The sequence below is a fragment of the Nesterenkonia halobia genome (genome assembly GCF_039536005.1).
Classification (GTDB): domain Bacteria; phylum Actinomycetota; class Actinomycetes; order Actinomycetales; family Micrococcaceae; genus Nesterenkonia; species Nesterenkonia halobia.
In genome coordinates, this window is the sequence record NZ_BAAAYG010000002.1 from 288,584 (window position 1) to 311,206 (window position 22,623).

Annotated in this window: 21 protein-coding genes; 13 read left to right on the plus strand and 8 right to left on the minus strand. The window is 71.5% G+C overall.

What is annotated here, in order from left to right; translation table 11 throughout:
• Positions 1-26: 26 nt before the first annotated feature.
• Complete coding sequence (locus tag ABD652_RS02070; protein WP_344717642.1) at positions 27-1,157, minus strand: hypothetical protein; 1,131 nt, start codon at positions 1,155-1,157, stop codon at positions 27-29.
• Between the two features lie 930 nt (positions 1,158-2,087).
• On the opposite strand from ABD652_RS02070, the gene ABD652_RS02075 reads away from it, so the two are divergent.
• From ABD652_RS02075 to ABD652_RS02130, 12 genes are all read left to right on the plus strand, one after another.
• Entirely contained in the window at positions 2,088-2,630 is a 543-nt protein-coding gene (locus tag ABD652_RS02075) for a ribosome maturation factor RimP (RefSeq protein ID WP_344717644.1), read from the plus strand.
• A gap of 250 nt (positions 2,631-2,880) precedes the next feature.
• A complete protein-coding gene (nusA, locus tag ABD652_RS02080; RefSeq protein ID WP_153143575.1) occupies positions 2,881-3,873 on the plus strand; it encodes a transcription termination factor NusA in 993 nt (330 codons plus the stop codon).
• A 74-nt stretch (positions 3,874-3,947) separates the two neighbouring features.
• Entirely contained in the window at positions 3,948-4,307 is a 360-nt protein-coding gene (locus tag ABD652_RS02085; RefSeq protein WP_344717647.1) for a YlxR family protein, read from the plus strand.
• 145 nt (positions 4,308-4,452) lie between these two features.
• A complete protein-coding gene (gene infB, locus ABD652_RS02090; protein WP_344717649.1) occupies positions 4,453-7,395 on the plus strand; it encodes a translation initiation factor IF-2 in 2,943 nt (980 codons plus the stop codon).
• A 140-nt stretch (positions 7,396-7,535) separates the two neighbouring features.
• Positions 7,536-8,021, plus strand: coding sequence for a 30S ribosome-binding factor RbfA (rbfA, locus tag ABD652_RS02095; RefSeq protein WP_344717651.1), 486 nt, complete (start codon positions 7,536-7,538; stop codon positions 8,019-8,021).
• A 15-nt stretch (positions 8,022-8,036) separates the two neighbouring features.
• On the plus strand, positions 8,037-9,050 hold the full coding sequence (truB, locus tag ABD652_RS02100) for a tRNA pseudouridine(55) synthase TruB (protein ID WP_344717653.1): 1,014 nt from the start codon (positions 8,037-8,039) through the stop codon (positions 9,048-9,050).
• Positions 9,051-9,055: 5 nt separating this feature from the next.
• On the plus strand, positions 9,056-9,415 hold the full coding sequence (locus ABD652_RS02105) for a hypothetical protein (RefSeq protein ID WP_344717941.1): 360 nt from the start codon (positions 9,056-9,058) through the stop codon (positions 9,413-9,415).
• Positions 9,412-9,909, plus strand: a complete 498-nt coding sequence (locus tag ABD652_RS02110) for a hypothetical protein (RefSeq protein WP_344717655.1) — start codon at positions 9,412-9,414, stop codon at positions 9,907-9,909. Before ABD652_RS02105 ends, ABD652_RS02110 begins: the two co-directional genes overlap by 4 nt.
• A gap of 31 nt (positions 9,910-9,940) precedes the next feature.
• A complete protein-coding gene (locus ABD652_RS02115; protein WP_344717657.1) occupies positions 9,941-10,978 on the plus strand; it encodes a bifunctional riboflavin kinase/FAD synthetase in 1,038 nt (345 codons plus the stop codon).
• A gap of 41 nt (positions 10,979-11,019) precedes the next feature.
• Complete coding sequence (locus tag ABD652_RS02120; protein WP_344717659.1) at positions 11,020-11,814, plus strand: class I SAM-dependent methyltransferase; 795 nt, start codon at positions 11,020-11,022, stop codon at positions 11,812-11,814.
• A 185-nt stretch (positions 11,815-11,999) separates the two neighbouring features.
• A complete protein-coding gene (gene rpsO, locus ABD652_RS02125; RefSeq protein WP_010524035.1) occupies positions 12,000-12,278 on the plus strand; it encodes a 30S ribosomal protein S15 in 279 nt (92 codons plus the stop codon).
• A 362-nt stretch (positions 12,279-12,640) separates the two neighbouring features.
• The gene (locus ABD652_RS02130; RefSeq protein ID WP_344717661.1) at positions 12,641-14,899 is read left to right on the plus strand and encodes a polyribonucleotide nucleotidyltransferase; all 2,259 of its coding nucleotides are present in this window, start codon (positions 12,641-12,643) and stop codon (positions 14,897-14,899) included.
• 421 nt (positions 14,900-15,320) lie between these two features.
• On the opposite strand, the gene ABD652_RS02135 is transcribed toward ABD652_RS02130, so the two are convergent.
• From ABD652_RS02135 to ABD652_RS02165, 7 genes are all read right to left on the minus strand, one after another.
• Positions 15,321-16,424, minus strand: coding sequence for a hypothetical protein (locus tag ABD652_RS02135; protein WP_344717663.1), 1,104 nt, complete (start codon positions 16,422-16,424; stop codon positions 15,321-15,323).
• A 267-nt stretch (positions 16,425-16,691) separates the two neighbouring features.
• Positions 16,692-16,970, minus strand: coding sequence for a metal-sensitive transcriptional regulator (locus tag ABD652_RS02140; RefSeq protein WP_029513956.1), 279 nt, complete (start codon positions 16,968-16,970; stop codon positions 16,692-16,694).
• Entirely contained in the window at positions 16,870-17,805 is a 936-nt protein-coding gene (locus ABD652_RS02145) for a sulfite exporter TauE/SafE family protein (RefSeq protein ID WP_344717668.1), read from the minus strand. The genes ABD652_RS02140 and ABD652_RS02145 overlap by 101 nt, the downstream gene beginning before the upstream one ends.
• Positions 17,802-18,413 carry a rhodanese-like domain-containing protein gene (locus tag ABD652_RS02150; RefSeq protein ID WP_344717670.1) on the minus strand — a complete coding sequence of 204 codons (612 nt, stop codon included), beginning with the start codon at positions 18,411-18,413 and terminating at the stop codon, positions 17,802-17,804. The genes ABD652_RS02145 and ABD652_RS02150 overlap by 4 nt, the downstream gene beginning before the upstream one ends.
• 44 nt (positions 18,414-18,457) lie before the next feature.
• Positions 18,458-19,852, minus strand: a complete 1,395-nt coding sequence (locus ABD652_RS02155) for an MBL fold metallo-hydrolase (RefSeq protein ID WP_344717672.1) — start codon at positions 19,850-19,852, stop codon at positions 18,458-18,460.
• 217 nt (positions 19,853-20,069) lie between these two features.
• On the minus strand, positions 20,070-20,723 hold the full coding sequence (locus tag ABD652_RS02160) for an NUDIX domain-containing protein (protein ID WP_344717674.1): 654 nt from the start codon (positions 20,721-20,723) through the stop codon (positions 20,070-20,072).
• On the minus strand, positions 20,720-21,262 hold the full coding sequence (locus tag ABD652_RS02165; RefSeq protein WP_344717676.1) for a hypothetical protein: 543 nt from the start codon (positions 21,260-21,262) through the stop codon (positions 20,720-20,722). Before ABD652_RS02165 ends, ABD652_RS02160 begins: the two co-directional genes overlap by 4 nt.
• Positions 21,263-21,488: 226 nt before the next feature.
• Here ABD652_RS02165 and ABD652_RS02170 point away from each other — a divergent pair, with 226 nt between their 5' ends.
• Positions 21,489-22,535, plus strand: coding sequence for a TM2 domain-containing protein (locus ABD652_RS02170; RefSeq protein ID WP_344717678.1), 1,047 nt, complete (start codon positions 21,489-21,491; stop codon positions 22,533-22,535).
• The last annotated feature ends 88 nt before the right edge of the window (positions 22,536-22,623 follow it).

Sequence of the window (22,623 nt, forward strand, 5' to 3'; positions counted from 1 at the left end):
GGCGGCGTCTCCGCCCGGACGCTGGGTCAGCGGCGCGGCGCCCCGGCCTGGTGCAAGATGCTCCGGAGGGCTCGCGGCTCCCGCAGCTCCGCCCATCCCCAGCGGGCGACGCCGTGCCCCAGGGCGCGGAGCCCGTCCTCCCGGCGCTTCTCCGCGATCACGGCGTCGGCGGGGTCGAGGCCGGTGAGGTCCTGGGCGCGGGAGTACTTCACCTCGCCGTCGAACTCGCCGACGAGGCCGGTCTCGGGCCAGTAGAAGTCGACCCGCGCCAGCCGCCCGTCCGGAAGCCTGAACTCGATCTGCAGCTCGGGCGGGGCGAAGCCGAGCTCGGCGATCAGCACACGGGAGACCGACTCGCCGACCGACTCGGCGCGCGGATCGGCGAAGGCGCGCAGCTGCTGCCAGCGGCGAGCCCGTCGGCGGGGGAGGAGCTCGACGTCGGGGGCGAGCGTCTCGTCGAGGCGGGGCGGCAGGTGCGGAGCCAGGCGCTCGGATCCCAGCGCGTCGAGCACGCCGACGGCTGAGCCGGTGCCGAGCCGGGGAACGGTGTCCAGCAGCACCTGCGGCAGCGACTCGAGCTGCACGGGGATCGACGGCGGGCGCCAGAGGTCGCCGTCGGGTATCCGTGACGACACGGGGACGCCGGTGGTCTCGCCGGTGCGCCGCATCCACTCCGGGGCGAGGGAGCGCTGCAGCGCGAACCCCTGCAGCGCATTCCGCCCCCTGGTGTGCGGCCGGGCGCCGTCGTCCGGGACGTCCAGCATCCGACGGATCGTCGCGGGACCGGCGGCTCCGGTCAGCGTGCCGGGCGGGCGTCGGCCGGATTCCTGAGGACGGGCGGTGCGCCGATGGACGGCGTCGGGGGTCCGCGGCAGCGGCAGGCCGTGGAGCAGCAGGGCCGTCTCTCGGCAGAACACTGCCGCGGGATGGTGCAGCGCGGTCGCCGCCGTCGCGACCAGGTGGCGATCCCACGGCGGGAGGGTCAGCCAGGCCTCCGCGTCGAAGTAGACGCCGCGGCGGATCCGGAGCAGCTCGCCCCGGGCCACGGCGGCGCTGAGCTCGACGGACTCGTGCGAGCCGTCCGGTCGAGACTGAGCACGGACAGGGCGGGCGTCGACGGTGCGGCGCCGCGTCGAGTCGCTGGTCGATGAGGTCATGGCTCGACTGTGCCGCACCCGGCGTCGTCGTCGCCTGCCGCATCGGGGTTCTGTGGAGAAGCCCCGTCGACTCCTGCACAGGGTGCCGCCACGGGCCGGCGGCCCGGTCCCGAGGGCTCCTCCCGCGCCGTCCGGCCCTGCCCGCGATGGCGCCGTCCGGCCCCGTTCGGTCCCGTCTCGTCCGCTGCCCGGCTCCGGGTCGCCCGCGATGGTGCCGTCTCTCCCCGTCGAATTCGGCGGACCTCCTCCAACTGGACGAGGATTCGGAAACAAGACGGGGCCGGCCGGCGACCCCGTCCAACTGGACGGGGACAGCTGGTCCGCTGGGGCAGGGGAGGGAAGCCCCGCCCCACTGGACGGGGAGAACTGGTCCGCTGGGGCCGGGAGAACGACCTCGTCCAACTGGACGGGGAGTTATGGGCGGAGGCGTCCGACGTCGTCGTGTCCGGGTCCCGCTCGCGGTGGCGCCGTCTCTCCCCATCGAGTTCGGCGAACCTCCTCCAACTGGACGAGGATTCAGAAACACGACGGGGCCGGCCGGCGACCCCGTCCAACTGGACGGGGACAGTTGGTCCGCTGGGGCAGGGGAGGGAAGCCCCGCCCAACTGGACGGGGACAATCGGTCCGCTGCGGCGGAGGGGAGTGACCCTGCCCAGCTGGACGGGGGTGATCGGTCAGGCGCCCGTCGACGGCGCATACCCGACGGCGGCGCGTCCCGGTCGACGGCCCGACGCCGACGGCGGCGTTTCCCCGACCGTGCCCCGACGACGGCCCGCCACACCCCCGCCGCACCCCACCACCACCGACCGTGACCAGCGCGACGGAGCCGGGACTCGCCTGGGTGCACCCTGCCGTGCCTACAATCGGGGGCGGACCGATGTCCGTGCCGGCCGTCCTGGTCGGCCGGCCCGCCGACCGAGGAGTGCACCCATGGCCGTCCCGCCCCGCGCCCGCGCCGACGAGCAGGCCCGCGACCCGCGGGCCGCCGAGCTGGCCCCGCGCCTGGAGCCCACGATCACCGCCCACGGGCTGGTCCTCGAGGAGGTCGAGCTCACCGCCTCCGGTCCGACGACGATCCTGCGGGTCACCGTCGACTACGCCGAGGGGACCGAGACGGTCGACCTGGACACCGTCGCCGGACTGTCCGAGGCGCTCTCGGCGGTGCTGGACTCCGAGGGCCTGATGGCCGAGGTGGAGAACTACGAGCTCGAGGTCACCACTCCGGGCGTCACGCGCCCGCTGGCCGAGCCGCGGCACTACCGGCGCAACATCGGTCGGCTCCTGGAGATCTCGCGCACCGGCGAGGCCGACATCGTCGCCCGCCTGGAGGACGTCACCGAGGACGGCATCCGCGTCGCCGAGCAGAAGCCGGCGCCGAAGAAGGGGATGCCGGTGAAGTACCTCGACCCGGTGGAGATCGCCTTCGAGACGATCACCCGGGCCCGCGTGCAGGTAGAGTTCTCCCAGACGTAGATGCGTCCCGCCGGGGACGAGGCAGCGGTCGACGACGCCGTCGGCCGCTTCGTCGTCCCTTCCGGCGGTCGCCGCGCCGGCACGAACACCAGCGACCCGCACGACACCACCCACCGCACGACGGACACGACGCCGACCGCTCCGCCGCATCGCCGGCGCACGCGGCCGACAGCGCGGGAACGACCCGCACTGAGCACTTGAGGACACGATCCGGGCGAAGAACCGGGGCATGAGGACACTGGAGGCACAAGTGGATATCGATATGAGCGCCCTGCGCATGCTCGTCAAAGAGCGTGACATCCCCCTGGAGAGGCTGATCCCCGCCATCGAGCAGGCTCTCGTGCTCGCCTACCACAAGTCTCCCGGGGCGCTGAAGCACGCCCGCGCCGAGATCGACCAGTCGACCGGGCACGTCGCCATCTGGGCGAAGGAGTTCGGCGAGGACGGCGCGGTGCTCGGCGAGTTCGACGACACTCCGAAGGACTTCGGCCGCATCGCGGCCTCCACGGCGCGGCAGGTCATCATGCAGCGCCTGCGCGACGCCGAGGACGACCAGGTGCTCGGCGAGTTCAAGGGGCGCCAGGGCGAGCTCATCTCCGGGCTGGTCCAGCAGGGGCGCAACCCGAACATGGTCCAGGTGGACCTGGGCACCGTCGAGGCGGTGCTCCCGCCGCAGGAGCAGGTCCCCGGCGAGGACTACTCGCACGGCTCGCGGCTGCGCGCCTACGTCGTCGACGTCCACCGCGGCATGAAGGGCCCCTCGATCACCCTCTCGCGCTCCCACCCGGGACTGGTGGAGAAGCTCTTCGAGCACGAGGTCCCGGAGATCGCCGACGGCACGGTGCGGATCACCTCCATCGCCCGCGAGGCCGGCCACCGCACCAAGATCGCGGTGCGCACCGACGAGCCGGGCATCAACGCCAAGGGCGCCTGCATCGGCGCGATGGGCTCGCGCGTGCGGGCGGTGATGACCGAGCTCAACGACGAGAAGATCGACATCATCGACCACCACGACGACGCGGCCGAGTTCATCGGCAACTCGCTGTCGCCGTCGAAGGTCACCTCGGTGACGATCCTCGACGAGAACGCCCGCTCGGCCCGCGTGGTCGTGCCCGACGATCAGCTCTCGCTGGCGATCGGCAAGGAGGGGCAGAACGCCCGGCTGGCGGCGAAGCTCACCGGCTGGCGCATCGACATCATCTCCGAGGCGGGCACCACCCCGGACGAGGTCATCGGCGTCTGAGCACGCCGCCTCCGCCCGGCGACGAGGCGCGCCCGAGCGATTCTGTCCTGACCACCACGAGGGGGTAGACTGTCATGGTCCCTGTCCGCACATGCGTCGGCTGCCGACGGCGGGTGGATCAGGGAGATGTCGTGAGACTGGTGCTCGCCCCCGAGCAGGTCCGGACCGACGACGGCGAGGCCGTCGCCGGCGGGCCGACCGCCCCGGAGGTGGTCGTCGACGCCGCACGCCGGCTCCCCGGCCGCGGCGCGTGGCTGCACCCGGAGCGCGGATGCTTCGAGACGGCGATGCGACGGAAGGCTTTCCATCGGGCCTTCCGCCGGCCGGTCAGCGTCGCAGGGCTGGACCTCGAGACGATCGAGGCCGCCGCGCGAGGAACGATGTCCCTGCACACACCGGATGAAAGCGGGTTCAGAGAGATGGATACCCGATGAGCACCGACGGATGAGTACCCAGTGATGACCCACCTGAGTAACTCCGTCACGCACCGCAGAACGTTCGACGGCTCGGTGTGATGATCCGCTGACATCAGCCCCGCTGATCTCAGCGGGGCATCGCGCGGGCCAGACAAGGAGAAATGTGGCCAAGGCCCGCGTACACGAGCTCGCCAAGGAGCTCGGCATCACGTCCAAAGATGCTCTTGCCAAACTGCAGGAGATGGGCGAATTCGTGAAGTCCCCGTCGTCGACGGTGGAGCCCCCGGTGGCGAAGAAGCTTCGCTCCGCGTTCCCGGACGCCCAGAAGAAGCAGGAGTCGGCCTCCTCCGGCTCCGCGAAGAAGAAGACCTCGTCCGACTCGTCGTCCGCCGCGGCGCAGACCGAGGCGGCCGAGACGACCGCGTCGGCCTCCGGCTCCTCCGCCGGCGCGCAGCAGGACTCCGCCGCGTCGACGTCGTCGGCGCCGAAGCCCGGCCCCAAGCCGGCGCCGAAGCCCGCCCCGAAGCCGGGCGCGCAGAAGCAGGAGAAGGCTGCGGAGAAGGCTGCCGAGCAGCCTGCCGCGAAGTCCTCCGAGAAGCCTGCCCCGGCGGCCTCCGAGGAGTCGGCCTCCACGACCGAGGAGAAGCCGGACTCCGGCTCCTCGGCCCCGAAGCCCGGCGGCAAGCCGGCGCCGAAGCCGGGGAGCAAGCCGGCTCCCAAGCCCGGCGCCCCGCGTCCGGGCAACAACCCGTACTCCTCCCCGCAGGGCATGGACCAGTCCGACCGTCCGGCTCCGCGTCCGGGCGGATCCGCCGGTCCGCGCCCGCCGAAGCCGGGCCCGCGGCCGGGGAACAACCCGTTCTCCTCGCCGCAGGGCATGCGCGGTGAGCGCTCCGGCGGTCAGCGGTCCGGCGGCGGCGGTCGCGGAGGCGGCCGCGGCGGTCAGGGCGGCCAGGGCGGCGGCAAGCCGGGGCCCAAGCCCGGAGCCGGCGCCGGTGCTGGTGCTGGTGCCGGTGCCGCGGCGAACCCCGCCCAGGGCGGCGGCGCGCGTCCGAAGCCGTCGATGATGCCCGGCCAGTCCCCGGCGCCCAACGGTCCCGGCGGCGGCGGTGGCCCGGCTCGACCGGGCGGCGGTCCGCCGCGCGGTCGCGGCGGCCGCGGTCGCGGCGGCACGGCCGGCGCCTTCGGCCGCGGCGGTCCGTCGCGCTCGAAGAACCGCAAGTCGAAGCGCGCGAAGCGTCAGGAGATGGAGCAGCGCCGCACCCGCGAGATCGGCGGCGTGCGCGTCCCCAAGGGCGACGGCACCACCGTGCTGCGGCTGCGCCGCGGCTCCTCGCTGGCCGACTTCGCCGAGAAGATCAACGCCGAGCCGGCCGCGCTGGTCACAGTGCTGATGAAGCTCGGCGAGATGGCCACGGCCAACCAGTCCCTGGACGAGGAGACCTTCAAGCTGCTCGGCGAGGAGCTGGGCTACGTGGTCGAGATCGTCTCTCCGGAGGACGAGGACCGTGAGCTGCTCGAGTCCTTCGACATCAACCTCTCGGCCGAGGCCGAGGAGGAGGGCGACGAGGACCTCGAGGCCCGCCCGGCGGTCGTGACCGTCATGGGCCACGTCGACCACGGCAAGACGCGTCTGTTGGACGCGGTGCGCCACGCCAACGTCACCGAGGGCGAGGCCGGCGGCATCACCCAGCACATCGGCGCCTACCAGGTGCAGATCGAGCACGAGGGCGAGCAGCGCGGCCTGACCTTCATCGACACCCCGGGCCACGAGGCGTTCACCGCCATGCGTGCCCGCGGTGCGAAGGTCACCGACATCGCCGTGCTGGTCGTCGCCGCCGACGACGGCGTCATGCCGCAGACGGTCGAGGCGATCAACCACGCCAAGGCCGCCGGAGTGCCGATCGTCGTCGCGGTCAACAAGATGGACAAGGAAGGCGCGTCGCCGGAGAAGGTCCGCGGCCAGCTCACCGAGTACGACATCGTGCCGGAGGCCTACGGCGGCGACACCATGTTCGTCGACATCTCCGCGATCCAGCGGCTGAACATCGACGAGCTGCTCGAGGCCGTGCTGCTCACCGCCGACGCCTCGCTGGAGCTGACCGCCAACCCGGACCACGAGGCCCGCGGCGTGGCGATCGAGGCCAACCTGGACAAGGGCCGCGGCCCGGTCGCCACGGTGCTGGTGCAGACCGGCACGCTGCGCATCGGCGACACCATCGTCGCCGGCAACGCCCATGGCCGCGTGCGAGCGATGTTCGACGAGAACGGCAAGGAGGTCACCGAGGCCGAGCCTTCGCGTCCGGTGCAGGTGCTGGGTCTCTCCGCGGTCCCGCGGGCCGGCGACAGCTTCCTGGTCACCCAGGAGGACCGCACCGCCCGGCAGATCGCCGAGAAGCGCGAGGCGGTCGAGCGCAACGCGATGCTGGCCAAGCGTCGCAAGCGCGTCAGCCTGGAGAACTTCGACCAGGTCGTCGCCGAGGGCAAGATCGACACGCTGAACCTGATCCTCAAGGGCGACGTCTCCGGTGCGGTCGAGGCGCTGGAGGATGCGCTGCTGAAGATCGACGTCGGCGAGGACGTGCAGCTGCGGGTGATCCACCGCGGCGTCGGCGCCATCACGCAGAACGACGTGAACCTGGCGACGGTCGACGACGCGGTCATCATCGGCTTCAACGTCCGGCCGGCCGAGCGGGTCAACGACCTCGCCGAGCGCGAGGGCGTGGACATGCGCTTCTACTCGGTCATCTACGCGGCGATCGACGACATCGAGAACGCGATGAAGGGCATGCTCAAGCCGGAGTACGAGGAGGTCGAGCTCGGCTCGGCGGAGGTCCGCGAGGTCTTCCGCTCCTCGAAGTTCGGCAACATCGCCGGCTCCATCGTGCGCTCGGGCGTCATCCGCCGCAACGCCAAGGCCCGCCTGGTCCGGGACGGCGCCGTGGTGTCCGACAACCTGGCCATCGAGTCGCTCAAGCGGTACAAGGACGACGCCACCGAGGTCCGTCAGGACTTCGAGTGCGGCATCGGCCTCGGATCGTTCAACGACATCCAGGAGGGCGACCGCATCGAGACCTGGGAGATGCGCGAGATTCCGCGCGTCTGAGGTCTCGGCGCCCGACGACAGCCACCGGGGACCGCATCGCAGGTGCGGTCCCCGGTGCTGTCCCCAGACACGACTGCCGCCCGCCGCCGGACCTCCGGCGCTAGGCTGGCGGCAGCGACGACTTTCCCAAGGAGGCCATCATGGCTGATCCAGCCCGCGCGGCGCGGCTCGCCCAGCGCATCAAGGTGATCGTGGCCGAGGCGCTGCGTCGCCGCGTCAAGGACGAGCGCGCCGAGCTGATCACCGTCACCGATGCCCGCGTGACCAACGATCTGCAGCACGCCACCGTCTACTACACCGTCATGGGCAGCGAGGAGGAGCGCGCCGTCGCCGAGGAGGTGCTCGACGCCCACCGCGGCGCCCTGCGCCACGAGGTCGGCCGGCAGCTGACCATCCGGCTGACCCCGACGCTGGAGTTCGTCGCCGACGAGATCCCGGAGAACGCCGCGCACCTGGAGGACCTGCTCCGTCAGGCGCGGGAGCAGGACGCCGAGGTCGCCGCGCTGCGCGAGCAGGCGGCGCCGGCCGGCGAGGACGACCCGTACCGTTCGCACGGCGAGCCGGGCGCGAGCGGCGAGGCGTCCGCGGACGAGACCGGGGACGAGACCGATTCCGAGCGGTCCTGAGGGCCCCGGGCAGCTATGGGCAAGAAGCAGCGTGAAGAAGAGATCGCCGTCGGCTCCGGCGTGGTGCTGGTGGACAAGCCGGCCGGCTGGACCAGCCACGACGTCGTCGGCCGGATCCGGAAGCTGGCCGGCACCCGCAAAGTCGGCCATGCCGGAACCCTCGATCCGATGGCCACGGGCGTCCTGGTGGTCGGGATCAATCGCGCGACCCGGCTGCTGACCCACATCGTCGGGGTGTCGAAGACCTACACCGCGACCATCCGGCTGGGTCTGTCGACCACGACCGACGACGCCGACGGCGAGCTGGTCGAGACCCGCTTCGCCAATGCGGTGACCTCCGAGCGCCTGCAGGAGGAGGTCGCCGCGCTGACCGGTGCGATCGACCAGGTGCCGGCGACCGTCTCGGCGATCAAGGTCGACGGCCGCCGGGCCTACGACCGGGCCCGCTCCGGTGAGGACGTCGCCCTTCAGGCCCGGCCGGTGACCGTCCACCGCTTCGAGGTCGGCGAGATCCGCCGGATCGACGGCGGCAAGGTGGTCGACGTCGACGTCGAGGTGGAGGTCTCCTCGGGCACCTACGTCCGCGCCCTGGCCCGTGATCTGGGCGAGGCGCTGGACGTCGGCGGGCATCTGACCGCGCTGCGCCGCACGGCCGTGGGCCCGTACCGGATCGAGAACGCGCTGACCCTGGAGCAGCTCGCCGAGGACTTCGGCTATGTCGGGCTGACCGAGGCCGCCGCCGGGATCTTCCGCGGCCGCGATCTCACCGAGGAGGAGGCGCGGAACCTCGGCCACGGCCGGCGGATCACCGCCTCCGGCACCGGTGCCGACGCCGCGCGCGACGGCGGCGAGCAGCCGCTGACGGCGGCCTTCGCCCCCGACGGCGAGCTGGTCGCCCTGCTGCGCGACGTGCCGGCCAGCACCGGGGCCTCGGCCTCGGCCGACGCCGCCGCGGCCGCCGCGGGCGAGCAGGTGGACTTCCAGGCCAAGCCCGAGCTGGTCTTCGCTCCGCAGGGAGGCGGCTCGTGACGGTCATGATGATCGTCGGCACTGTGGTCTGCGCGGCCTCATTGCTGATCTGCTGGGCGATGACTCCGGTGCGGGATCACCCGGCCGACTCGTCCATCGTCTCGATCGCCGCCGTCGAGCTGTTCCTGGTGGCCTACGGGCTCTACGCCGGCGTCCGCCAGCTCGGCTTCGACGCGCCGATCCTCGGCGAGGTCTGGGAGTTCTGGGGCTATCTGGCCACGGCGCTGCTGCTGCCGATCGGGGTGTTCATCTGGGCGATGGTGGATCGCACCCGATGGTCCAATCTGGTGATGAGCAGCGTCGGGCTCGTCGTCTTCGTCATGGTCTATCGCATGGAGGAGATCTGGTGGGGGAGCGCCCTGTGAGCACCGAGAACAGCGCGAAGAACAGTCCGGAGCACGCCGGCGCCGCCGCCCCCGCCGTCCCGCGCAACCGCGGGGTGGGGATGCTGATCATCACCGCCTACGGGATCTTCGCCGTCTCCTCGACCGCGAGGGCGCTGTACCAGCTGATCGGCCACGGCGAGGACGCCCCGGTCGCCTATGCGCTCAGCGGCCTGGCCGCGGCGGTCTACATCCTCGCCACGCTGGCGCTGGCGCGGACGTCGGCGGCGGCCTGGCGGACCGCGCTGGCGGCGGTGCTGGTGGAGCTGGTCGGCGTCGTCGGCGTCGGCCTCTGGACGGTGCTCGAGCCGCAGCTCTTCGCCGATGCCACCGTCTGGTCGCACTTCGGGCAGGGCTACGGATACGTGCCGCTGGTGCTTCCGCTGATCGGCCTGGCCTGGCTGCTGCGCCATCGGCCCGGCGCGCGCCGGGCGGCGGCCGCCCGCGACGCGGAATCGTCCGAGATTCGGGAATGAGCGCGGCGCCGACCGTGCTCCATAATGGAGGATGGTCACCGCGCACCACCGCGAGATCCCCCACCCGAGGAGCGACGTGCACTACTGGAACGGCCTGGACGAGGTCCCGCAGGAGCTGGGACCCACGGCGCTGACGATCGGCAACTTCGACGGGGTCCACCGGGGACATCAGGAGGTGCTGCGCCAGCTGGTCGCGGCCGCCGTCGGGTATGAGGCCTCCGCGGTGGCGATCTCCTTCGATCCGCATCCGCTGCAGGTCCACCGGCCGCAGAGCTGCCCGGTGCTGCTCACCGGGGTGGAGGAGAAGATCAATCGGCTGGCGACCACGGGCATCGACGCGCTGCTGATGCTGAACTACGACGAGCACCTCGCCTCCCGCACGGCGGAGGAGTTCGTCGCCGAGTATCTGGTCGAGGCGCTGCACGCCAGGGTGGTGGTGGTCGGCCACGACGTGCGCTTCGGCTCCGGCAACTCCGGATCCTTCGAGACCATGGTCGAGCTGGGGGAGAAGCACGGCTTCACCGTGCTGGGCGTCGAGGACTTCGGCCAGGACCGGCGCTGCTCGTCCACCTGGGTTCGCGAGGCGCTGGCCGCCGGCGACGTCGCCGATGCGCGCGAGGTGCTGGGCCGTCCGCATGCCGTGCTCGGCGCGGTCGTCCACGGCGAGGCCCGCGGCCGCGAGCTGGGCTTCCCGACGGCGAACCTCAGCTCCACCAGCGAGGGCATGATCCCGGCCGACGGCGTCTACGCCGGCTGGCTGACCGACGAGCGCGGCCGCCGCTGGCCGGCGGCGATCTCCGTGGGCTCGAATCCGACCTTCGACGGCTACCAGCGGGTGGTCGAGTCGCATGTGATCGATCGGCCGGACGAGCGGATCGAGGACTTCGACCTCTACGGCCAGCACGTGCGCGTGGAGTTCCTGCAGCGGCTGCGCGGCATGGTCAACTTCGACGGCATCCCGCTGCTGATCCGTCAGATGGAGGAGGACGTCATCCGCGCCCGGCAGGTGCTGCTCGGCGACGACCCGCAGGAGCACGACACGCCGGTGATCCCGGCGGTGGAGTCCTGAGCGGGCCCGGCAGGCCGCGGGCGCGGCCGGGGCAGGCGGCGGTGATCACCGACGACGCGCGCCGTCGCCGCCTGGCCGAGGCCTTCGCCGCGGACGCCGACGTCGCCCAGGCCGCCGAGTACGACGCGATGCGGCCGGGCTACCCGGCCGAGGCCGTCGAGCGGATCCTGGCCCCGGGGCCTGACAGCTCCGTCGGACGGATCGTCGAGCTGGGCGCGGGCACCGGGATCCTGACCCGAGCGCTGCTCGCCGGCGGGGCCGACGTCGTCGCCGTCGAGCCGAGCCCCAGCATGGCGGAGGTGCTGCGCGCCACGGGCGCGCCCTCCGGTGTCGGCAGCGGGACTTTGGAGGTCGTCGAGGCCCGCGCCGAGGAGACCGGGCTGAGCACCGGCGGCGCCGACGTCGTCGTCGCGGCCCAGGCCTGGCACTGGTTCGACCCGCAGGCCGCGGCCGCGGAGATCGCCCGGCTGCTGGCCTCCGGCGGCACGGCGGCGGTGGTGTCGAGCCATCTGGACGTCTCGCAGCCCTGGGTGCACCGGCTGGCGAGGATCATGCGCGCCGGCGATGTGCACCGGCCCGGCTGGACCCCGCCGCTGGACCCGGGCGCCTTCGAGCCGGTGAGCACCGAGCACACCGGCTGGACCCGATCGATCACCCCCGACGGCATCCGCCGGCTGGCGACCACGCTGAGCTCCTGGCTCTCCGCCGACGAGGCCGACCGCGCGTGGCGCCGGGGGAACCTGGACTGGTACCTCGACGAGCACCTGGGCCTGGCCGCCGACGAGGAGGTCGAGCTGCCGTACCTGACGGTGCTGCACACGGCGCGACGGCGGTGAGGGGCGAGGCCCCGCGGCCTGGGATGTGGCCGGACGGTCACAGGCTGGTAAGATGAGTCGGTCGTCGTCGGCGTGCTGACGTCGCGACGACCGCCACGCTGCAGTCCGCGGTGGCTGGCACCGGCGAGTTCGGCTCGCCGGAGTTGTTCGCGGCACATGATCGAAGGAGCATACCCATGGCCACCATGGCACTGGATCCCGCTGTCAAGCAGGAGATCATCACTCAGTACGCCACCCACGAGGGCGACACCGGTTCCCCCGAGGTGCAGTGCGCGGTGCTGTCGCGCCGCATCTCGGACCTGACCGAGCACCTCAAGGTGCACAAGCAGGACCACCACACCCGGCGCGGCCTGATGATCCTGGTGGGTCGTCGCCGTCGTCTGCTGAAGTACCTCCAGCGCAAGGACATCGCGCGCTACCGTTCGCTCATCGAGCGGCTCGGCATCCGCGGTCTGCGCAACTGAGCGACGGCGTCGTCATGACGCCCGCGGCCGTGGCATGCTGTGCCATCGCCGCATGAAATTCCATAGGTGACAGGCGACTCCCGGACCCGGTCGACGAGACCATGGGAGTCGCCTGTCTCATGTGGGAGACTGGTTCCGGCGCCGACGCCGGCCGACGAGAGACGAGCCGCGTGCTCCGGTCCTCGGTAGTGGCCTCCGGGAGCTGACGCCGCCCCCTCGACGATTCCGGCGACGCTGGAGACGTCAGGGCTGGGCGCGTCGTGCCCGTGGGCTTCGATCGAAGACCGTCATGCGGTCCCCGCGCTCTCCTCTCGTCCGGCAGGTGCGCCTGCTATGCACACGACAGAGAGGAGACATCTGCGATGCAGAGTCCCGAGGTTCACTACGCCGAGGCCGTGATCGACAACGGTCGCTTCGGCACCCGCACCATCGAGTTCGAGACCGGACGGCTGGCCAAGCAGGCCGCCGGCTCGGCACTGATCACCCTCGACGAGGAGACCAGCATCCTCTCGGCCACCACGGTCGGGAAGTCTCCGCGCGAGGGCTTCGACTTCTTCCCGCTGACGGTGGACGTCGAGGAGCGCATGTACGCCGCCGGGCGGATCCCCGGCTCGTTCTTCCGGCGTGAGGGCCGGCCGACCCAGGACGCGATCCTGGCCTGCCGCCTGATCGACCGCCCGCTGCGCCCGGCGTTCACCAAGGGCATCCGCAACGAGGTCCAGGTGGTCGAGACGGTGCTCTCGATCAACCCGGACGACATGTACGACGTCGTCGCCATCAACGGCGCCTCGCTGTCCACCCAGCTCTCCGGCCTGCCGTTCTCCGGCCCGATCGGCGGTGTGCGCATGGCGCTCATCGACGACGGCCAGGGCGCGCAGTGGGTGGCTTTCCCGAAGCATTCGGAGCTGGAGAACGCGGTCTTCGACATGGTCGTGGCCGGCCGTCGCTCCGGCGACGACATCGCGGTGATGATGGTCGAGGCCGAGGCCACCGACGAGTCCTGGAAGCTGGTCAAGGAGCAGGGCAAGACCGCTCCGACCGAGGAGATCGTCGCCGAGGGCCTGGAGGCGGCCAAGCCGTTCATCCGCTCCCTCTGCGACGCCCAGGCCGACCTGGTCGAGCGCGCCGGCAAGGAGCCGGTGGAGGTCCCGATCTTCACCGACTACCAGGACGACGTCCACGAGGCCGTGAAGGCCGCCGCCGAGGAGCGCCTGACGTCGATCTACCAGATCGCCGACAAGCAGGAGCGCGACACCGCCGACGCCGCGCTGAAGGCCGAGCTGCTCGAGCAGCTCGCCGGCGAGGGCCAGCAGTTCGAGGGCCGCGACTCCGAGATCGGCAAGGCTCTGGGCGCGGTGACCAAGCAGGTCATCCGCCAGCGCATCCTGCGCGACCAGGTCCGCATCGACGGCCGCGGTCTGGCCGACATCCGTCAGCTGACCGCCGAGGTCGAGGTGCTGCCGCGGGTGCACGGTTCGGCCATCTTCGAGCGCGGCGAGACCCAGATCATGGGCGTCACCACGCTGAACATGCTGAAGATGGAGCAGACCATCGACAGCCTGTCGCCGGAGACGACCAAGCGGTACATGCACAACTACAACTTCCCGCCGTACTCGACCGGCGAGACCGGTCGCGTGGGCTCGCCGAAGCGCCGCGAGATCGGCCACGGCGCGCTGGCCGAGCGGGCCATCGTGCCGGTGCTGCCCAACCGCGAGGAGTTCCCCTACGCGATCCGCCAGGTCTCCGAGGCGCTGGGCTCCAACGGCTCGACGTCGATGGGCTCGGTCTGCGCGTCGACGCTGTCGCTGCTCAACGCCGGCGTGCCGCTGAAGGCCCCGGTGGCCGGCATCGCCATGGGCCTGGTCTCCGACCAGGTCGAGGGCGAGACCCGCTACGCGGCGCTGACCGACATCCTCGGCGCCGAGGACGCCTTCGGCGACATGGACTTCAAGGTCGCCGGAACCAGCGAGTTCGTCACCGCCATCCAGCTGGACACCAAGCTGGACGGCATCCCGGCGAAGGTGCTCGGTGCCGCGCTGACCCAGGCTCGTGAGGCTCGCCTGCACATTCTGGGCGTCATCAACGCCGCGATCGAGGGCCCGGACGAGATGAGCCAGCACGCTCCGCGGATCGTCTCGGTCAACGTCCCGGTGGACAAGATCGGCGAGGTCATCGGCCCGAAGGGCAAGATGATCAACCAGATCCAGGAGGACACCGGCGCCGACATCTCGGTCGAGGACGACGGCACCGTGCTGATCGGCGCGACCAGCGGCGAGGCCGCCGATGCCGCCCGCAGCGCGATCAACGCGATCGCCAACCCGCAGGTCCCCGAGGTGGGCGAGCGGTACCTGGGCACCGTGGTCAAGCTGACCACCTTCGGCGCGTTCATCTCGCTGACCCCGGGCAAGGACGGCCTGCTGCACATCTCCGAGCTGCGCAAGCTCAACGACGGCAAGCGCGTCGACGACGTCGAGGACGTCGTGGGCGTGGGCCAGAAGGTCCAGGTCGAGATCACCAAGATCGACGACCGCGGCAAGCTCTCGCTGGCCCCGGTGGTCGACGAGGACGACGCCGGCGAGGAGTCGCAGTCGGTCAACCAGGTGGTCACCGAGGACGCGTGATCAGCTGCTGATCATCGGCTGACTCCCGGCGCCGGGCTCCGGCGTCGCGAGTGAGCTGACAGAAGGGCCGGCTTCCGTTCCCAGTGGGGAACGGGCGCCGGCCCTTTCTCGTGTCTGGGGTCAGTACGCCGCGGTCCCCGTCGCGCCCCGTCGCGCCCCGCCGCGATCCCTCGCCAGGTCCACCGCCGCGCCCCGTCGCGCCCCGCCGCGATCCCTCGCCAGGTCCACCGCCGCGCCCGCCGTCGGACCGGAGTATCACGTCCCTATCGGCACGTCCCGCCCGACCGAGCCGCGGGGCAGCGGGTGTCACGCCCTCATCCTGGTGCCGACACGCGCCGAACCGGCACCTCGTCGGGTGTCACGTCCTCGTCCTGATGTCACGTCCGGATAAGCACGTGACATCAGGACGAGGACGTGACACCTAGCCGGCGCGGGGGACACCGACGCTCTCCAGCCGGGCGGCCAGCAGCCGAGGATCCCACGCCTCGGGCCAGCCCCATCGGGCAAAGGCCCACCCATCGCGGCGCAGCGCGTCCTCGCGCTGCTTCTCGTCATAGACCTGCTGCGCCGGTGTGGCATCGCCCCGCATCCCGGCGTCGAGGTACTTGATGCGGCCGTCGAACTCGCAGATCACCCCGGCCTCCTCCCAGCAGAAGTCCACGCGGAACGTTCCGATGTCGGTGCGGATGACGCGCTGCAGCGTGGGGACCTGGAAACCCAGGGCATGGATCTGGGCCCGCGAGATCGACTCGCCCACCGATTCCGAGGCCGGATCGGCGAAGTCCCACGCCCGCTGCCAGGCACGACGACGGCGAGCCGTCGCCAGGTGCCCCAGCCACGCCTCGACGTCGAGGTCACCGCGTCGCATCGCCGCGTCGAGCACGGCCACGCCGGAGGGGAAGTCCAGCCGACCGACCGTGTCCACGAGCGACAGGCCCAACGGCTCGACGAGATAGCTCGCCGGCCCCGTCACAGACCTCAGCGTGTCGCCGGGCAGCACCACCGACGGCTGGTGATGCTCCCCGCCGGCGACGAGCCGCCGCAGCGAGGCGCGGTCGAGGCCGGCCGGCCGCGCGGCCTCCAGCTGGTGCGTCGGCGTCGGGCGGAGCAGGTGTCGCAGGTCGAGGGATCCGCCTGAGGGCATGGCGTCCGCGGCGAGGCGGCGCTGGGCAGTCGGCCCCTCCGTCATCGAGGGCGCCGGTCGCCTCCCGGCAGAGCCGCGGCCGCCGATACGGACGTGGACCCGGTCGGGAGTGGTCGGCAGCGGCAGACCGTGCAGGAGCAGGGCGCTCTGTCGGCAGAACAGGGGAGCGGGCGTCCGCATGGCGACGGCGGCGACGACGTATTCGAAGCGGGTCCAGGGTTCGGCGTCGAGCCAGTCCCAGGTCCGCATGTAGACGCCCCGACGCAGGCGGAGCACATCGCCGGCGTGCAGGGCGCGGACCAGGCGATCGCTGGAGGGCGCGCCGTCGCCGTCGGCGGTGGAGCGGATCAGCGGAACGGGAGGGGAGTGCGTCTCGGCCATAGCGCCGAGCCTGAGCGATGTGCCGCCCGGTCGCCACGGGGATCGCGCGTCCTGTGGACAGCACGGCGTGTCGTCGACTCGGGCCTTCCACACTCGCCCGGCCCCGGGGCCCGTGCTGCCCCATTGTCACGTCCTCGCCCTGGTGTCACGCGCATATAGGCACGTGACACCAGGGCGAGGACGTGACAACCCGAGGTGCGGGAGCGGGCGGAGGGCAGCGGGCCGGCCGATAGAACGGGGCGCAACGTCCGGTCGTCGTCCTCCGGATCAGGAGAGCGAGAGGAAGAGCTTCTCCAGCTCCTCGACCGTCAGCCCGTCCTCGGCCTCCTTCGCTCCCTCGGGGTCGGTCACGCAGTACTGCATCGCCGAGGAGACCACGCTGAATCCGGCGCGATCCAGCGCCGTCGACACCGCGGCCAGCTGGGTGACCACATTCCGACAGCTGTCACCGTCCTCCACGGCGTTGATCACCGAGTCGAGCTGCCCTCGAGCCCGCTTGAGGCGGTTCACGATCTTGCGCTGGACTTCCGGGTCTGCTTCCCTCATCGTCGTCTCCTCGTTCTGATCCTGTGTTGCTCCATGATCCCAGTGCCACGCCGGCGACGGAGACCAGGAATCCGGCGCCCAGGCCCCAGAGGCCCGGCAGCTCGACGGCCAGCACCACCAGGCTCATCGCGAGCACCAGCACGCCGAAGGAGCGTGTGAGCGCCGATGCCGGCACGCGCCGGGCGATGCTGGAGCCGATCAGCGACCCGGTCACCATCGCCGCGGTCACCAGCAGCGTCGTCGGCCAGTCGATCGACACGGTGGTGAGGTAACCCGTCATTCCGGTCAGTGACTTCATCGCGATGACCAGCAGCGAGGTGCTCACCGCGATCGGCATTGACAATCCTCCGAGCATGACCAGCGCCGGCACGATCAGGAACCCGCCGCCGGCGCCCACCATTCCCGTCAGCAGTCCGACGCCGAGGCCCTGGCCGAGGACGGCGACGGCCCCGGGCGTCGGTCGGGTGCGCTGGGTGGAGCGTCGGCGCAGCATGGCCAGTCCCGCGGCGGCCATCAGCACCGCGAAGAGCACCATGAGCAAGGTGTCCGGCAGGCGGGCGCCCAGCGCTCCGCCGCCGAAGGCGCCGGCCATGGTCGCGGCCCCGAACAGCGCGCCCGTACGCCAGGCCACGGTGCCGCGCCGCGACGGCGCCGCGAGACTGAGCGCCGCGGTCACGCCGACGATCACCGTGGACGCGGCCATCGCCTCCTTGGTCGGCATTCCGGCGACATAGGTCAGCAACGGCACCGCCAGGATGGTCCCGCCGCCGCCGAGCAGCCCCAGCAGGACTCCGACGACGGCGGCGAGGGCCAGCACCAGCGGCGGCAGGCTCACCGCTCGGTCCCGTCGCGCCGGGCCGTCGTCGGCATGGCGGCGAAGACGTCATCGATGCTCGGGGCGGGGACATCCCGGTTCCACGGCATCTTGTCCAGTGCCTTGGCCATGGCGCAGGAATCCGACAGTGCCGAGTACGTCAGCCCCGCCCCCACTGCTCCGGCCAGATAGCCGATGGCCGGGGAGACGAGCTTCCCGCCGAGGAAGCCGGTCAGCACCAGCGATCCGGCGGCCATCCGGACCTGTCGGTCCATCGCCCATCGGTCGCCGGCGCGGCGGGTCAGCCGGTCGTGCTGCTGGCCCATCGCGGAGACGCCGCCGTCGAGCACGGTCGCCTCACGCCCGACGGCGGCCAGCTCCTGCGCGGCCTGCCCGGCCCGTCGGCCGGTCTGGCAGAGCAGCACGACGTCGTCGCTCCGGTCGGCGAGGTGCGCGGCGAGCTGCTCACGGTGCTGCTGGAGCATGTCCAGCGGCACGTTGATCGATCCCGCCACATGCAGCGTGGTGTGCTCGGCCGGGGTGCGGACGTCGAGCATCAGCGGGGCGCGGTCGGCGTCGATCGCGGCGGCCAGCTGATCGGGAGACATGGTCGTGGTGGTCTCAGTCATGAGAATCCTTCGTCGTCGATGATGGGTGCTGGATTCTGGTTCGATCAGGCTCCGGAGTTCTTCCACTCCGACCAGCCGGCATAGCTGCCGACGAGCTCGCGCACGTCATGGCCCTGGCTGCGCAGAGCGCTCGCGGCGACGGAGTTGCGCCGTCCGGACTGGCAGTAGGTGACGATCGGGCCCTCCGCCGGCAGCTCATCCTGGTGCCAGAGGACCTTGCCTCCGCTGAGCTGGTGGGACCCGGGGATGTGGCCGGCAGCGTGCTCGTTGGCGGTGCGCACGTCCAGCAGCATCGCCGGCTCGACGTCCTGCAGCTCGGCCGGCGAGATCTGCGGCGGCCGCACCTGCTGCAGCCCCTCGCGACTGGTGACATAACCGGCCACCTGGTCGATGCCCACACGCATCAGGTGGGCACGCTGGGTCTCGGCGTCGTCGGCGTCCTGGGCCAGCAGAATCAGCGGCCGCTGATTGCGTTCCGGGTCATAGGCCCAAGCCCCGAAGCTCGCAGTCTTGCCGTCTCCTGGAATATTCAGCGAGCCCACGACGGTGCCTTCGGCGACACGGGCGTGATGCCGGCTGTCGACGAAGAGCGCCCGGTCCTCCTCCAGGGCGCTGTCCACCGTGGCGGCGTCGAGTTCCGGCAGAGGCTCCTGCGTGCCGAGGACCTCGGGGCCGCGCGTGTTCTGCCGTTTCATGCGGCTGAAGTAGGAGTGGGCGTCCGGCTGGCCGGAGAGCAGCTCGTCGATGAAGCTCTGCTCGTCGCCATTCGCCACGTGGGGCGCCCACCACGCGTGGTGGCGCTCGTAGCCGACCGTGGTCGCCGGCAGCGCGCCCAGCGACTTGCCGCAGGCGCTGCCGGCGCCGTGCCCCGGGAAGACCAGCACGTGGTCGGGCAGGGCGAGAAACTCGCGCTTGAGGCTCTCGTAGAGCTGGCGCGCCGACTCGAAGCGAGTGTCCTCGCCGCCGGCGGCCTCGTCGAGCAGGTCCGGGCGGCCGGTGTCTCCGGCGAAGACGAAGTCCCCGGAGATCACGTATCCCGGCTCATCGGCGGCGGCGCCGTCGGTGACCAGGAAGACCAGGTGCTCAGGCGTGTGACCCGGCGTGTGGCGGGCCTCTATGCGCACGTTGCCGAGGGAGATGACGTCTCCGTGGTGCAGCCGCTCGGCATCGAACCCGTACTGCCAGTCCTCGCCGCCCTCGGCCGAGACGTAGGCCGTCGCGTCCGCGGCCGCGGCGAGTTCGCGAGTGCCGGAGAGATAGTCGGCGTGGATGTGGGTCTCGGCGACGTGCGAGATCCGCATCCCGTGACGCGCGGCGAGATCGAAGTACTCGCCGACGTCGCGGCGCGGGTCGATGATGATCGCCTCCCCGGTCGCCTGGCAGCCGATGACGTAGCTGGCCTGAGCCAGATCCTCGTCGTAGATCCGTTCCAGAAGCATCGTGAGCTCCTTCCCTTCATCGTCTTGAGTACCCCAGGGGGTATATGTTCAATCCTCACATATACCCCCGGGGGTATCAAGGGGGTAGGGGTGGGTGGCGGGATGGATCGCTCGGTCGTGTCTCACGTCCTCGTCGTGGTGTCACGTCCCTATCCGGGCGTGACGCCACGACGAGGACGTGACATTCTGAGGGATCGGCCGGCGTCGGGTCGGCGCCTCACGGCGCGATGCCGCGCGGCTGATGCTCCCACGGCGCCCGCGCGTCGCGCAGCGTGCCGGCCCCGGTGCGCACCGCGTGCAGCGCCAGCACCGCTGAGACTGCGCTGGGATTGTGGATCTCGCCGCGCAGCACCGCCGCGACGGCTTCGGCCAGCGGCACCCAGGTCGGCACGATCCCCGCCTCCTCGTCCTCACGGGTGTGAAGGTCCGCGTCCGGTACCGAGGAGATCCCCTCGGCCAGGTAGATCCGGATGCCCTCGTTCGACGCGCCCGGGGTGGTGAAGTAGTCGACCAGCGTGTGCCAGGTCGTCGCCTGCAGGTCCGCCTCCTCGGCCAGCTCGCGCTGGGCGCACTCGAGCATCGGCTCGCCGTCGACGTCGAGCAGGCCCGCCGGGATCTCCCAGAGCTGCATGCGCACCGGGTGGCGGTACTGGCCGATCAGCAGCACCCGGTCCTGCTCATCCACCGGCAGCACGGCGACGGCGCCGGGGTGGGCGAGGTAGGCGCGGGTGAGCTGCTGGTCGTCGTCGAAGGTGAAGGTCTCCTCGACCAGATCGAAGATCGGTGCGGCGCGCAGCGTCTCGCGCGCGGTCACCGGCACCTCGACGGGGGAGTCGGCCGGGGCGGGGGAATGATCCTGGGGAGTGGTCATGCCTCACTGTAGGCAGGTCGAGGCCGCCGGGCGGAAGTGTCCCAGGGACGCAGGGCCATGTCGCCGACGACGCCGATGCCTAGGACCAGCACCAGCGCGGCCACGGAGACCAGACCGTCGGTCTGGGCGCGGGCGAGGTCGCGGGAGTCTTCGGCCAGCCCGGTGGCCTGGGTGATCTGCAGCTCCAGCAGGTCGGCGGTGTGCCAGCCGTTGGCCACGGCCTGCTGCGGGGCGCCGGAGGTGTTCTCCTCATTGAGATCGTGGCGGCTCTGTGCGGCCTCCACCAGCGTGTCCCAGCTGAGAGCGTCGTTCCCGGTATCGTCCAGCGGCGCCGCGCTGAAGAAGACGACGGCGAGCACCACGGCGACAGTGGCCAGCCAGACGGTGCGGACCAGCCGCACCAGCGGCACCGTCCGGGAAGGATGCTCAGCGGCGGAACTCGTCGACGCCGTCGGCTGTCCCGACGGCTCGGGCCCGGGAGACGGCCCCGGGTGCTGAGCGTCGGACGTGTCCTCGGGATTCTGCGGTGATGCCGTCATGGTTGCTCCTCACAGTGCGAATGATGTGCCCCGCACCGTACGGCCGGCCGCTGACACATCGGCTGCCCGGCACCGTGGACCAGCTGCGTCGGAATCCGTGTCAGTGCCCCTCCGTAGCGTGATGCGGACCGCTCGAGGACAGAGCTCGGGCGGTCGGCAGGTTCGTCGCCACCCATCGCCGCGACGAGGGGGCCTGCCGTCATTCGCACCGATGTGAGGAGACCTCATGACTCAGTACCCGGGCGCCGTGCCCACGGCGCCGCGCAAGTCCTTCATCGCCACCTGGCTGCTGTCCTGGCTGCTGGGATTCCTCGGCGTCGACCGGTTCTACCTGGGCAAGGTCGGCACCGGCCTGCTGAAGCTGATCACGTTCGGCGGCGTCGGCATCTGGTACCTGATCGACCTGATCATGGTGCTCGCCGGTGCGACCCGCGACAAGCAGGGCCAGCCGCTGGAGGGCAGCCGCCCCGCGCGCATCGTCGCCTGGGCGGTGACCGGCTTCGTCGTGTTGGCCGGCGGCATCAGCGGGGCGACGGCCGGCGGCTCGGGCGACGCCGAGGAGGCCCTGGCCGAGAGCGACCAGTCCAGCACCGAGGAGAGCTCCGACGAGTCCGCCTCCTCCGACGAGGCATCCGACGAGGCCTCCGAGGAGCCTGCTGAGGAGAGCAGCGAGGAGACCGCCGAAGAAGTCGCCGAAGAGGAGAGCTCCGACGACGGCGCCGCGGCCTGGATCACCGAGGAGTACGGCGAGTTCGACGCCGTCCAGGAGTCGGGCTCCGGTGACAGCGTGATCTCGCTGCCCGAGGGCGCGACCGGCGGCATCGTCGCTGCCGAGCACAGCGGCTCGGGCAACTTCTCGATCGCCGTGCTGGACGAGTCCAACCAGTCCACCGGTGAGCTGCTGGTCAACACCATCGGCTCCTACTCCGGCGACTCGGCCTGGGGCATCTCCGCGATGTCCGAGGGCACCTCGCTGGAGATCTCCGCCGACGGCGACTGGAGCCTGCAGCTGCAGCCGTTCACCGCGGCCGAGGCGATGCCGGAGTCCGGCTCCGGCAACGGCGTCTACCGCTACGACGGCGACGCCGGCACGCTGCAGGCCACCCACGACGGGTCGGGCAACTTCTCCGTCTCCGAGGACACCGGCAGCGCGTTCGAGCTGGGCCTGCTGATCAATGAGATCGGCACCTACGACGGCTCCGTCGCACTGCAGGAGGGGCCGTCGCTGATCACGGTCTCCGCCGACGGGAACTGGACGCTGAGCGTGGAGTGATCTTGCGCTGACGGTTCCGCCATAGCAGGCGTCAGCACAGGAATCGGCCCGCCGGCATCCCAGGATCTTCTGGGATGCCGGCGGGCCG

Excerpts from the sequence above, each read along its gene's own strand:
- ABD652_RS02070 (WP_344717642.1), bottom strand. The coding sequence starts at position 1,157 with ATGACCTCATCGACCAGCGACTCGACGCGGCGCCGCACCGTCGACGCC.
- ABD652_RS02075 (WP_344717644.1), top strand. The coding sequence starts at position 2,088 with ATGGCCGTCCCGCCCCGCGCCCGCGCCGACGAGCAGGCCCGCGACCCG.
- ABD652_RS02085 (WP_344717647.1), top strand. The coding sequence starts at position 3,948 with ATGGTCCCTGTCCGCACATGCGTCGGCTGCCGACGGCGGGTGGATCAG.
- rbfA (WP_344717651.1), top strand. The coding sequence starts at position 7,536 with ATGGCTGATCCAGCCCGCGCGGCGCGGCTCGCCCAGCGCATCAAGGTG.
- truB (WP_344717653.1), top strand. The coding sequence starts at position 8,037 with ATGGGCAAGAAGCAGCGTGAAGAAGAGATCGCCGTCGGCTCCGGCGTG.
- ABD652_RS02105 (WP_344717941.1), top strand. The coding sequence starts at position 9,056 with ATGATGATCGTCGGCACTGTGGTCTGCGCGGCCTCATTGCTGATCTGC.
- ABD652_RS02115 (WP_344717657.1), top strand. The coding sequence starts at position 9,941 with ATGGTCACCGCGCACCACCGCGAGATCCCCCACCCGAGGAGCGACGTG.
- rpsO (WP_010524035.1), top strand. The coding sequence starts at position 12,000 with ATGGCACTGGATCCCGCTGTCAAGCAGGAGATCATCACTCAGTACGCC.
- ABD652_RS02130 (WP_344717661.1), top strand. The coding sequence starts at position 12,641 with ATGCAGAGTCCCGAGGTTCACTACGCCGAGGCCGTGATCGACAACGGT.
- ABD652_RS02135 (WP_344717663.1), bottom strand. The coding sequence starts at position 16,424 with ATGGCCGAGACGCACTCCCCTCCCGTTCCGCTGATCCGCTCCACCGCC.
- ABD652_RS02140 (WP_029513956.1), bottom strand. The coding sequence starts at position 16,970 with ATGAGGGAAGCAGACCCGGAAGTCCAGCGCAAGATCGTGAACCGCCTC.
- ABD652_RS02150 (WP_344717670.1), bottom strand. The coding sequence starts at position 18,413 with ATGACTGAGACCACCACGACCATGTCTCCCGATCAGCTGGCCGCCGCG.
- ABD652_RS02155 (WP_344717672.1), bottom strand. The coding sequence starts at position 19,852 with ATGCTTCTGGAACGGATCTACGACGAGGATCTGGCTCAGGCCAGCTAC.
- ABD652_RS02160 (WP_344717674.1), bottom strand. The coding sequence starts at position 20,723 with ATGACCACTCCCCAGGATCATTCCCCCGCCCCGGCCGACTCCCCCGTC.
- ABD652_RS02165 (WP_344717676.1), bottom strand. The coding sequence starts at position 21,262 with ATGACGGCATCACCGCAGAATCCCGAGGACACGTCCGACGCTCAGCAC.
- ABD652_RS02170 (WP_344717678.1), top strand. The coding sequence starts at position 21,489 with ATGACTCAGTACCCGGGCGCCGTGCCCACGGCGCCGCGCAAGTCCTTC.